Consider the following 12,301-nt stretch of genomic DNA (forward strand, 5'->3'; position numbering starts at 1 on the left):
GAATTAGTGTGTTGATTTGTTGATCCGACGAAGAGCGCAAATGCAAGGTACGAAGTCCGTCTACAGGGCATTAAAAGCATAGATAGATTGTGGCTGGTATTAAATGGCAGTACTTATCGGTCAGTAGATCAGCTGCTGTAATCGGTATTTTAGTTGTGTATAGCTTGCAATGAACGACCTGGCTGTAGGTATCAATAAACGTCTGCTGGTATATACGACCCACGCCTTTCAGATTGCCTACGTAAAAGGTACCTTGCGCAGCCAGGTAGCCGGGATGAGCCGTTTCAATTTCACCGCAGGCCACATCACCTCATGCTTGCGTTCAAGTGCGGCAATTTGTGCATCGCTGAGTACAAAACCCTCATTCGCAACTTTGGCTTCCAGTGCGCTCAAGCGGTCTTTTAAATTTTCAAGTTTGTGCCGCAGCCAGATAGAGCGGACACCACTGCCTGAAACAAATACACTGCGTTTACGTCATGCATTACGGGTGCGGTGCTGACCCTATGCAGATGAGTCCTTCTAAACCATCGGTTTCAACGAGTGTAGTGGTCAAGTAATTCCAGACACCGCAATCGGTTGTTTTGCTGCAAACTGTTTTTCAAAAACCAATGGTGCGATATTACCTAAAGCTGAATGCCTTCTTACGCAGTTGTAAAAGCCCACGATTATAGTCGGTCACATCTTGAATCGCTTCCATCTGATTCGCATACTTGCGCTGCCACACCCGCTTTATCTTCAAGTTCAAGAAGAAGCGTTCCATCACCGCATTATCCTAACAATTCCCTTTGCGACTCATGCTGCAAGTAATGCCGTGTTGATTGAGCAACGCTTGATATTCATGGCTTGCGTACTGGCTGCCCCGGTCTGAGTGCAGCATCAATCCCGTTCCAGGTTGGCGTTGCCCAAGCGCCATGCGTAATGCCTGACACACCAGCTCCGCCGGCATGGTTGGGCTCATCGCCCAACCAATGAGCTTGCGCGAGTGTAAGTCCATCACCGCCGCTAAATACAGCCAACCCGTTTGGGTGCGGATGTAGGTAATGTCAGATGTCCACGCCTGATTCGGGCTGACTGGGTTGAATTGACGATTCAGCAGGTTATCCGCTACAGGTAAATCATGCCTGCTGTCGGTGGTATTCACAAACTTCTTCTTCCAGACCGGTTTGAGCCCCGCTTCACGCATTAAACGACGCACTTTTCAGTTCGCGGGTAAAGAAGGCCGATACTTTTTTAACAGGTCGTTGTCTGTACGCAGTTGACGATTCTCTTGTTCTAATTGGCGAATGCGTTGTAGTTCGGCGGTGAGCGGTTTGCCAATACCCGACTTACCTTGCTGCTCCGCGCAGTATTGCTTAATCCAACGATTGATCGCCGTGCGGCCAATAGTCATGATTTGCGCGACGCTCAATCCTTGATCTACTACCATGCGGGCTATTTCGAGTTTGAAGGCGGTTTCGTAATGCTGGCGTTGTTTTGTCATTGCTGCTCCTCTCCAGGTGAATAATAATCCTATCGAGGTGTCCGTTTTCATTAGACCACTACACACTATTTTTTTGAGTAAGTGTAGGGTCTTTAAATAATTAATTTTGTGACTGTTTAAAAATGGAGGGATCGAGCTGATGCCTCTGGAGTAGCTTATAGAACTCGGTTCGGTTACGTTTGGCTAAACCCGCAGCTTTGGTCACATTACCTGCCGTAATTTTTAGCACGCGCACTAGATAATCTCTTTCGAAGTGCCTACGCGCGTCTTCGAACGAAACTAATCCTTCTTCTTCTTTTTGCATGGCATCGTGAATCAGCACAGGAGAAATGAGGGGGGCAGTGCCTAACACAACGCATTGTTCGACAATATTCATCAGTTGGCGCACGTTGCCAGGCCACGATGCACGAACCAGCATTTCCATTGCATCAGGAGAAAATCCATTAATCTCTTTATCGTATTTTGCGCAAAGCACGCTAAGAAAATGATTTGCCAGTAGAGGGATATCTTCTCGTCGTTGTGATAATGCAGGGATTGTCAGCGCTACAACTTTTAGTCGGTAATAGAGATCCTCGCGAAAGCTGCCTGTACTGATTTCAGCCAGAAGATCCCGGTGGGTAGCAGAAATAATGCGTACATCCACCGGAATCGTCTGCACTGATCCTACAGGGCGTATTTGTCTTTCCTGGAGAACTCGCAATAACTTGACCTGGAGCGGAAGCGGCATATCGCCAATTTCATCCAGAAGAAGCGTCCCCCCCTCTGCCAGTTGAAACAAGCCCTTGTGATCTCGAACCGCGCCGGTGAACGCGCCTTTGACGTGCCCGAATAATTCTGATTCCAATAACTGTTCGGGAATCGCAGCACAATTGACGGCTACAAACGGCCGATCACGGCGTTTGGATGCGTCATGAATGGCATGGGCAAATAACTCCTTGCCGGCGCCGCTTTCTCCGTAAATCAGCACGCTTGCATCGCCTTTTGCGACGAGTTCTGCTTTTGTGAGGATATCCTCCATCATGGCGCTTTGGGTGATGATGTCTTTGCGCCACGGTGTTTGAGCTTCTTCTTTTGGGAGCGTAGTGCCAGGTACTAGTCTGAGAGCCTGAACAACTTGGGCCAGCAAAATTTTACTATCGAAAGGTTTGGTCAGATAGCCGAATAGACCACGTTGTGTCGCGGCAACCGCATCAGGTATCGTGCCATGTGCTGTCAGGATGATGACAGGTAAAGTAGGTATGGTGCGGTGAATATGTTCGAACAGCTTCATTCCGTCCATGCCGCTCATTTGCATATCGCTAATAACCAGCTGCGGGCGTGACACGTCCAAGTAATTAAGGGCTATCTCGGCACTTTGCGCTACTTCGGTTTTATAGCCAGCGGCCGTCAAACGAATGGAAAGCAGCTCTAGCAGGTCTGTATCATCGTCGACTATGAGTATTTTTGGATTAGATTCGGTCATTTTTTGCATACTTATGGTTTATCCCGGAGGATGAGATTTTTTTCCATACTTTTGATGTTATCAATTTGATTTTTCAAAACTTCAGAGTATTTTTGCTCTTCTTTCAACTTTTGTGATAACTCATTCGCACTACCGTTAATACGTTGTTGTTCAGTTAGTAGTGTGGATAGTAATTGCTTGAAACTACGCATGCTGGCCGACAATTTCGCCTCCTTCGGCAATTCATTGAGCAGATTAAGCGCGGCGCCAGTATCGCGGAAGGACGTGTTGGGCAATATGAGGAGCAGTGCCAATTCTGCTCGAGCAGTGTCACCCTTAGTCAATATTAGATTTTGTTTCGCTTTGTCATGTTCTTTAACTAGTTCTGTGGCGGACATTTTTCGGATGGATTCAAAATATTGCATTAATACTTCCAGTTGGCTGGGCGGGATAACAATAGGTGGAGGAGGCAACATTACGATTGGTGGTTGGCACGCTGGTACGGTTGAACAAGCGGTCAGGGTGAGCAATAGTATTGTTAGAAAAACCCATGTTTTTTTAGGGATCATATTCATGAACAACTTTCTGGATCATGGATGGGCAAGGTAAGGCGGAAATAAGCGCCTGTTTTGGTTTGCTGCACTGAATCAATATTGTGATCATGAGCGAAAGTGGATTCACTCTCGCTCTGCTGTTCAGAAGAGCGATTTCCCTTGAGCTCAATATTGCCACCATGAGCAAGTGCGTATTCACGCGCAATGGACAATCCCAATCCTGTTCCCTTAACATGACTTTCAGGCATTCTTCGTCCCTGATAAAAAGGCTCAAATACTCTGTCCTGGTCTATTGCATCTATACCTGGACCGGTGTCTATAATGTCCAGTTGCACCGAATCGTCAACCTTGTTTGTCCATATTTTAATGCGGCCGCCGAGTGGGGAAAATTTCACGGCATTTGATAAAAGGTTGTCAATAATCATTCTGACTTTTTGTTCGTCACAGTCAATTATCAATTCCGTGCAAGCTAGATCAATTTTCAGTTTTTTATTCATAATGGCGAGGTTTTGATCTTGTAATACGACACTCAAAATGCCTGCCAAATTCGCTTGGTGTTTTATAAGTGCAGATTTTTCAGTCTGCAACGCGCTGTAGTTTAGTAAATCTTCAATGCGTTTTTGCAATTGTATGCTGTTGTTATGGAGGATATTTGCGATTTGTTGTTGTTGTACGGTCAGTTCTCCAACTACCCCTTCTGCAAGCAAATCCGCACCTTCGCGCATTGATGTGAGGGGCGTTTTGAGTTCGTGAGAAACGTGTTGAAAAAATCTGGTTTTTTGCTCCTCCAGTTTTAGCAAGCGCCGACGCATCCAGTCAAGGCGTTCACCGAGGTACATTAAGTCCTGCGGGCCATCGACACGTACTGTTTTTGATAACTCACCCTGTCCCATGTTGCGGATAGCTTCGTCAATTTGCCGAATGGGACGTGTAATCAATACAGAGAATCCAACTGCCAGCAATATCGCGAACGGGATCAATGCGAACAACTCCCAAACCATAACGGTGTGTGCATGCTCCGCCATATTTTGCATTTCCTCCACTTCTAGTTCAATTAATGCATAACCGGCGGCAGAAAAATTGCGTGTAGATTCCAGCAGTGGGGTAAAACTTTGAACCAGCTCGCGTAGTTTATCTGGAGCTTGGCTCGCAGCCGATATCTGTTGAAAGATCGCGGTTTCAAGCGATTGTAGCTGCACCAACATTTGCTTCTGTTCAGTACGTGATGAGAGTTGGAGAAGGTTTGTGGCTGTTTTTCCGAACTTCGTATGTGCTTGAAAATATCCCTCAAGCAAAGATTCATCACCAAGAATAAGCGTCTGTCGTACGCTTCGTTCCATTAAATGAATTTCATTTGTTAAAGTATGGCTGGCAAGTGTAATTTGCACTGCCTGATATACAGCCTTGCGACTTTGGCCTGCTAAATCGTCGATCGATACAGCACTATTAATAAGCGCAACAATGAGCGGCAGACCAACAAGTGTAAATCCGAGCAAAATCAGCTTTAGAAAGGATTTTGGGTTGTGCCGAAATCGTCCTAAAGCGGTGGCAGCAAGTCCACCCTCCGTACCTGCAGTATCAGCGGTTATAAAAAAACCCATTATTTATTCGGTATCAGTAAAATAACTACGATATGAACGTATGGCCGAACTTCGGTTGGAGAAAGGGTTAGTGCAATAAATTTCGGTTAACCCATTTCTTCAACACTATTTCCACTGCCATTCTTTCATGTGAATCAAGAAAGAGCCAACTTCAAAATATTTTGCATCTACATGTTGTATCGAGAAAAATAATTGGCTACTTTAGCCTTAAATTGTATTGAGTCGCAATAACTATTTGGATCGATTTAATTCATGATTCGCGTATTGCGAAGTGCATCAGCAAGTTGGTGCACTGACATAGCGTAGAAGATGCTGTTGTTGTAAAGCATAATGACTTGAAAATTTTTGAATGCCAGCCAGAATTCTTTACCATCAGATGCAGTAAAGTCCAGTAGCCACGCAGATTTCAGGTCTGCGGTTGTTTGTGTTACTGGAATCACTCCCATTTCTGCCCAAGTTGCCATGTCGTGGGTTTCTTTGACATTTAATTCAGCCTTTTCGTTTAATTTGGCACGAACCGCCACAGATTCGCCATTTTGCCAGCCATATTGTTTGAAATAATTTGCCACGCTCCCGATGGAATCCTCCGGGTCATTGAATAAATTGATTTCTCCATCGTTGTTAAAATCCACTGCATGTTTGCGGTAACTGCTCGGCATGAATTGTGGAATGCCTACTGCACCGGCATAGGAGCCTTGTATTTTGAATGGTTCGATTTTTTGTTCGCGTGCCAGCAACAGGTATTGTTCCAATTCGTTGCGGAAAAAATCGGCACGACGCGGATAGTCGAAGGCTAAGGTGGTCAGTGTATCCAATACATTGAACTTACCTGTGTTACGGCCGTAGTTGGTTTCCACACCGATCACCGCGACAATTATTTCTTGCGGCACGCCGTATTCTTTTTCCGCACGTTGCAGCGCATTTATATGATTTTGCCAAAATTTTAGTCCATCGCTTATGTGTTTATTGTTGGTGAAAGCGGCACGGTATTGTGGCCAGGGTTTGATAGTGGCTGGTGCGGAAATGAGATTGATAACCGCTGGGCGGTATTGCGTGCGTTGAAATATTTGCTCTAGTTCGTTACGCTTGAACTGGTGTTTTATCACCATTTCGTCAATGAATTGGGGGAGGCCAGGTAATTCCAGCGCGCTCACGGTTGGAATAGAAAACAGTAGCAGAGCGAAACAAAGCCAAGTCATCATATTGACGGTGTTTTAGACAGGCTGGAAATGGTGAAGCACAATGGGTAAAGCATTTTTATTTCCTGTAACAAGTATTTTATAGGAACATTGGACCTTCATTTTGTTGGCTCGTAAGTAAAAAATGAAGTCCAACGATCCCGGGCTTAGTTAAATCGAATAAATCAAGTGCTACAAACTTAGCCAATTTATTTGGTCGCCATCGGTTTATATTTTACCCTCGACAAAGGGATGCACCACTGTTAAATTTCGCTCCCTGATTGCATTGGACTGGAGAATTTTATTTTTATGGAAAAACCAACACAGCATCACCGCCTACTTATTCTTGGCTCAGGCCCCGCGGGATATACTGCCGCAGTCTATGCTGCGCGTGCCAACCTTAAGCCGATGTTGATAACCGGCATGGCGCAAGGAGGTCAACTGATGACCACTACCGATGTAGACAACTGGCCCGCCGATGCGATGGGTGTGCAAGGCCCCGAATTGATGACACGCTTTCAGCAACATGCGGAACGCTTTGATACACAGATTATTTTTGATCATATTCATACCGTCAAGTTGCAACAAAAACCATTCACTTTGATTGGCGATGCAGGTAGTTACACTTGTGATGCACTTATTATCGCCACGGGTGCTTCGGCACAGTATCTTGGTTTGCCTTCTGAAGAAAAATTCATGGGGAAAGGTGTGTCTGCTTGCGCTACTTGCGATGGTTTTTTTTATCGTGGGCAGGATGTGGCAGTAATAGGGGGCGGCAACACTGCAGTGGAAGAAGCGCTGTATCTTTCTAACATCGCACGCCATGTCACGCTTGTGCATAGACGCGATAGCTTCCGCGCTGAACGCATCACAGTGAATCATTTAATGAAGCAGGTTGAGCAAGGCAAGATTACGTTACAACTGCATCAAGTATTAGACGAAGTGTTAGGTGACGACAGCGGTGTGACTGGTATGCGTCTCAAACATATGCAAACCGGTAACACGCAAAACATTTCGCTGGCTGGTGTATTCGTCGCTATCGGCCATAAACCTAATACTGACATTTTCAACGGTCAGTTAGAAATGGAAAATGGCTACATAATCACGCGTGGGGGGCTGAATGGAAATGCGACAGCTACTAGTATTTCAGGCGTGTTTGCGGCAGGTGATGTACAGGATTATATTTATCGTCAAGCGGTAACCAGCGCCGCTACTGGATGCATGGCAGCGTTGGATGCGGATAAATATTTAAGCGCACTGAGCCATTGAAGGAGCAATGAAAAAGAAAGAGGATCAGCCTGCATCTATTAATGCCGAGTTATTTCAACAGGTACTGGATGGTGTTATTCCGTTGCCGCCATCCAACCGCATCTCCTTAGCTCAACCATTACGTCACGTACCGCCACGTAGTACTGTAATTTCTCCCCCCTTAATTGAAGACACATTGTCCGACAATGATACTGAGGGTGATGTTCCGACCGAGTTTCTGCGTTCTGGTATGTCGCGCATGACCCTGCGCAAGTTGCGGCGTGGGCGATGGCCGATGCAAGATACCCTGGATTTACACGGTTTTCATAGTGATGCCGCACGCAAGCTATTGCTTGAATTCTTGCGCGATGCGGTGCAGCATAGTTTGCGCTTTGTGTGCGTGATACACGGCAAAGGATGGCAAGCGGGTGGTAAGGAAGGTGTACTGAAAAGCCGTGTGCGCCATTGGTTGTCTCAATATTCCGAAGTGCTGGCATTTTGCGGAGCGCCGCTAAATGCAGGTGGTAGTGGCGCGGTTTGGGTATTGCTTAAGGTAGGTGGTCAAAGCAGCGATATTTTGGATAAATGAGAGCCGGCAGAATTCTAATTTAAACGAAATAAATCAGATAGGACAAAAAAGTTTTGAACATGCTTATGTGTTATTCGTTGACGGTCGCCGTAATGCAAACAGTTTCATTCAGATTACTGTCTCTGTGTTTTATTCTGCTCGGACTCTCAACAAATATGTCCTGGGCCGATAGCCTGCAACTCGATAAGCTGCGCCTTCCGCCTGGTTTTAAAATTGAATTGCTGACCGACGCCGTACCTAATGCGCGCCAGATGGCTCTGGGGCGATATGCGGACGGTCGGGGTGTACTCTATGTAGGTAGTATGGCTGCCGGAAATGTCTACGCAGTTGAGCTAAAGCAGGATCGAGCAGCTGCAGTACACATTATTGCATCGGGGCTTACGAAGCCCGTAGGCGTGGCTTATCAAGCGGGCCAGTTATATGTATCCGCCGTATCCCGAATTCTTCGTTTGGATGGAATTGATGATCGATTAATCAATCCGCCCAAACCCATTGTGGTCACTGATCGTCTTCCCACGGAAGCCCATCACGGCTGGAAATTCATCGCGTTCGGCCCCGATGGTTGGCTGTATGTGCCAGTTGGCGCACCTTGCAATATTTGTAATCCAGGCGAACGCTTTGCCAATATCCAACGGATGAAATCTGATGGTAGCGCGATGGAAGTAGTGGCACGTGGCGTACGGAATTCAGTCGGTTTTGACTGGAGTCCGATCGATAGTTCGCTATGGTTCACCGATAATGGGCGGGACATGCTAGGAGATGATCTACCGAGCGACGAACTCAATCACGTTTCAAAGTCCGGTCAACATTTTGGTTATCCATACTGTCATCAAGGTGATACGCCAGACCCGGAATTTGGAGCCCAGCGAAAATGTGAAGAGTTCGTGACGCCGGTAGTTAAGCTTGGAGCACACGTCGCATCCCTTGGAATGAGGTTTTATACTGGAAAGCAATTTCCAGATGCATATCGGAATAACGTGTTCATTGCTGAGCACGGTTCATGGAATAGAAGCCAAAAAGTGGGCTACCAGATTGTCAGGGTGGTACTTGATAGCCAGGGTGGAGTCGTTCGTCATGAACCCTTCATTAGCGGCTGGTTGCAAAAGGATGCCAGCGGCAAAGAATCGGTTTGGGGTCGTCCTGCCGACGTATTGGTCATGCCTGACGGTTCGCTGCTTATTAGTGACGACCTTGCAGGGGCAATTTACCGGGTGAAATATACGCTTTGAATAGTTGCATTGTTGTGCGCTAAGAGTCTGAATACGTTGTTGTGATTGATTCTTGGATCAGCAAATTGAACGCAATTTGATTAAGGGATTTACGATATGCTGTTTCCAGGGGCTCAGCTTTAAAAGGGCAACAATGAGTGTTGGTTGAGCTGATGTGCTGGTAGTCAATGTGTTATTGGGGCATCTGGTATAAATGGCATCAGAAATTTGTGATGTGATATCAGTAGTGTCCGGTTAATTAACAAATTTAAGAGCCAAGACTGAGTATTGGCGCGGTTTGCAGAGCAATTTATTTTGGTGCCGATTTGAAATCAGTTTACCGATATTCCGGTTCGAGTAACTTCCAGAGATTAAACCCTCTAGAGATGAACGATGAACTTGGGCAAGACGCTGTTCGCGCAACTCATGGAGTTTGTGTCGTGGACCAGCTTTGCGCGGATCGTAGATCGCTATGGCGGCGATTCCAGAGTGCGCAGCTTGAGTTGCCCCGAGCAATTTCGCGCCATGGCCTTCGCGCAATTGACTTATCGCGAGAGTCTGCGCGATATCGAAACTGTTTGCTGGCGAATCGAACGAAGCTGTACAGCATGGGCTTTCGTTCGCCGATCAGACGGTCGACACTGGCCGATGCCAACGAAGGGCGCGACTGGCGCATCTGGGCGGACTTGGCCGCCTTGCTCATCCGGCATGCGCGCAAGCTGTACTGCAACGACAGCTTCGGTATCGACTTGGACAATACCGTCTACGCCTTGGATGCCACAACCATCGACCTGTGTCTGCCGCTGTTTCCATGGGCACCATTCCGCTCCACCAAGGCGGCGATCAAGCTGCATACCCTGCTGGATCTGTGCGGCAACATTCCAGCTTTCATCCATATCTCGGATGGCAAGATGGGCGATGTCAACGTGCTGGATATATTGCCTATCGAAGCCGGTGCGTTCTATGTGATGGATCGGGGTTATCTGGATTTCAGTCGGTTGTTCGCTTTGCACCAGGCAGGCGCGCTCTTCGTGACCCGAGCCAAGCGCGGCATGGATGCGCGCAGGGTGTATTCGATACCAACCGACCGGAACACCGGCGTCATCTGCGATCAGCGCATCGCGATGAACGGTTTCTACATCTTGCAGGATTATCCCGAGCAGTTGCGACGCATCCGTTTCAAAGACCCGGAGTCCGGCAAGACATGGGTGTTCCTGACCAACAACACCGTTGACCATTGCCGCGCTGTACAAGAGCCGTTGGCAAGTCGAGCTGTTCTTCAAGTGGATCAAGCAGCATCTGCGCATCAAGCGTTTCATCGGCAACAGCGAGAATGCGGTGAAGACGCAAATCTGGTGCGCTGTCGCTACTTACGTGCTGATTGCCATTGTCAAAAAGGAGCTTAAACTTGATGCCTCTCTCTATTCTTTGCTACCGATTTTATCGGTGTCTGTTTTTGAGAAAACCCAGCTATCCCAAGCCTTCGCAGGCAGTGGGCAGCTCCCAAATCAGACGGGTTTTTATAACCAACTAAATTTGTTCGACTTTTAACCGGACACTACTGATGTGATATATAGATGTACTTAGGTTGCTCTGCATTTTTAAGAGTTGTACGTTTTTCGAAAGAGGTATCTATTGTCTTGACTGAGGGTACCACTTTACATAGACTGCGGCGGCTTTGAGAGCCTTGTTGCTATCAGTAAACTGTTTATCTTATATATTTTTATGCTTTAAATTATCAAACAGGAAAAAATTATGCCCGCCATCGATGTTAATGGAAAAACCTATGAAACCGACAAGGAAGGTTATCTCGTCAATTTTGACGACTGGAATATGGACATTGCGAAGTTTATTGCACAAGCCGAAGAATTGGAAATGACTGATAGTCATTGGGAAATTATCAAATTCTTGCGTGCGTACTATAAACAACATCAAAGTACACCCAATATTCGTGAATTAACCCAAGCAGTTAGCGAAGAAATAAGCGAAGAAAAAGGTAAGAGTCCATACCTGTATGATCTGTTCCCTTCGGGTCCGGCGGAGCAAGGATGTAAGATTGCAGGATTACCTAAGCTTTTTGTAGATCCTAATGCACATACAGTTATTTAAGTTAATGTTTCAACGTAATATGACAGTATTTGTCATAGATTCTAAGCGTTAGCTAAATTGATTCAGGGTGGTGCAGCTTGATTAGAAACTATGTCTTACTCTGATTATCTGGCATGAGGTATTTGCGTCAGACTGATTTCAACGCAAATACCTACTTTAACTATTCTATACAATCATTAACGTGCTGCATTAGCCAACGCAGCCAGCGTGTCGCCTCCCAAGTCGGCACTATAGTAGCCCAGGTTTGCGCCAGTCTCATCTATGCTCACTTTTGGCATCAATCCGGCGGCCAGTAGCGATTCATTCTTGGCAGCACGGTGTACGTCGTGAGGATCAACGCTAGGCGCATTGCTATATACGTTAGAAACTGCGCTGTTATCGTTCTTTTTTGTGCTGTCATCCAGCGTGTATATGGCGCGCTGGTTCAAGAGGGATACAGCATGGGAATCATATTCATTAAGTAAGAAAACCAGAATATTTCTGCCTGATACTTCTTTTTTGTTAGTTGATTTCACATCCAGGATTGCGCTTTGGGTTACACGGTGAAAGGCAAGTGTAGGCTGTGTATTAATTTCCTCGCTATCAGGTACGACAGGTGTGTTTTTCTCAACAAAGTCAATTAGTAAGATGCGCAACTCTTCAATATTTACCCCGCGGGACTGCAATACCTCTACCGCTGAAGCATTATCCAACATGGCCAGCAGCAAATGCTCCACTGAGAGGGCTTTATGCCGCTTTGCGCGCGCTTCAATGATGATTTGGCGTAGGTTGGTTTCAAGTTCTTTTCCAAGCAGATCTGCCCGATAAAGTTTCCACATTGATGTTTCCTCCAGTTGATTTTTAGCGAATGTTATTGCTGTTTGGCGCATGCCGAAACCTGTGCTACATCATGA

9 protein-coding genes and 4 pseudogenes are annotated in these 12,301 nt (G+C 46.4%); 5 read left to right on the top strand and 8 right to left on the bottom strand.

What is annotated here, in order from left to right:
* Nucleotides 1-47 precede the first annotated feature (47 nt).
* The 7 genes and pseudogenes from W01_RS01230 to mltB form a co-directional block, all read right to left on the bottom strand.
* Nucleotides 48-501, bottom strand: a pseudogene (locus tag W01_RS01230) (IS481 family transposase); the annotation flags it as partial.
* Between the two features lie 48 nt (nt 502-549).
* Nucleotides 550-1,192, bottom strand: a pseudogene (locus W01_RS01235) (IS3 family transposase); the annotation flags it as partial.
* 36 nt (nt 1,193-1,228) lie between these two features.
* Nucleotides 1,229-1,531, bottom strand: a pseudogene (locus tag W01_RS14605) (transposase); the annotation flags it as partial.
* A 49-nt stretch (nt 1,532-1,580) separates the two neighbouring features.
* Entirely contained in the window at nt 1,581-2,951 is a 1,371-nt protein-coding gene (locus W01_RS01240) for a sigma 54-interacting transcriptional regulator (RefSeq protein WP_445082538.1), read from the bottom strand.
* Nucleotides 2,952-2,953: 2 nt separating this feature from the next.
* Nucleotides 2,954-3,496 carry a dihydrolipoamide acyltransferase gene (locus W01_RS01245; RefSeq protein WP_173051840.1) on the bottom strand — a complete coding sequence of 181 codons (543 nt, stop codon included), beginning with the start codon at nt 3,494-3,496 and terminating at the stop codon, nt 2,954-2,956.
* A complete protein-coding gene (locus W01_RS01250; protein ID WP_173051841.1) occupies nt 3,493-5,076 on the bottom strand; it encodes a sensor histidine kinase in 1,584 nt (527 codons plus the stop codon). The genes W01_RS01245 and W01_RS01250 overlap by 4 nt, the downstream gene beginning before the upstream one ends.
* 245 nt (nt 5,077-5,321) lie before the next feature.
* Nucleotides 5,322-6,278, bottom strand: a complete 957-nt coding sequence (gene mltB, locus W01_RS01255; protein WP_173051842.1) for a lytic murein transglycosylase B — start codon at nt 6,276-6,278, stop codon at nt 5,322-5,324.
* A 285-nt stretch (nt 6,279-6,563) separates the two neighbouring features.
* On the opposite strand from mltB, the gene trxB reads away from it, so the two are divergent.
* The 5 genes and pseudogenes from trxB (at nt 6,564) to W01_RS01280 (ending at nt 11,408) form a co-directional block, all read left to right on the top strand.
* On the top strand, nt 6,564-7,523 hold the full coding sequence (gene trxB / locus W01_RS01260; protein WP_173051843.1) for a thioredoxin-disulfide reductase: 960 nt from the start codon (nt 6,564-6,566) through the stop codon (nt 7,521-7,523).
* Nucleotides 7,524-7,530: 7 nt separating this feature from the next.
* Complete coding sequence (locus W01_RS01265; RefSeq protein ID WP_173051844.1) at nt 7,531-8,091, top strand: Smr/MutS family protein; 561 nt, start codon at nt 7,531-7,533, stop codon at nt 8,089-8,091.
* A gap of 155 nt (nt 8,092-8,246) precedes the next feature.
* Nucleotides 8,247-9,320, top strand: coding sequence for a PQQ-dependent sugar dehydrogenase (locus W01_RS01270; RefSeq protein WP_242007003.1), 1,074 nt, complete (start codon nt 8,247-8,249; stop codon nt 9,318-9,320).
* Between the two features lie 372 nt (nt 9,321-9,692).
* A pseudogene (locus tag W01_RS01275) lies at nt 9,693-10,850 on the top strand (IS4 family transposase).
* A gap of 204 nt (nt 10,851-11,054) precedes the next feature.
* The gene (locus W01_RS01280) at nt 11,055-11,408 is read left to right on the top strand and encodes a TusE/DsrC/DsvC family sulfur relay protein (protein WP_173051846.1); all 354 of its coding nucleotides are present in this window, start codon (nt 11,055-11,057) and stop codon (nt 11,406-11,408) included.
* 176 nt (nt 11,409-11,584) lie between these two features.
* Here the strand turns inward: W01_RS01280 and W01_RS01285 are convergent, their stop codons facing one another.
* Complete coding sequence (locus W01_RS01285) at nt 11,585-12,226, bottom strand: Clp protease N-terminal domain-containing protein (RefSeq protein WP_173051847.1); 642 nt, start codon at nt 12,224-12,226, stop codon at nt 11,585-11,587.
* Between the last annotated feature and the right edge of the window lie 75 nt (nt 12,227-12,301).

Source organism: Candidatus Nitrotoga sp. AM1P (genome assembly GCF_013168275.1).
GTDB lineage: Bacteria > Pseudomonadota > Gammaproteobacteria > Burkholderiales > Gallionellaceae > Nitrotoga.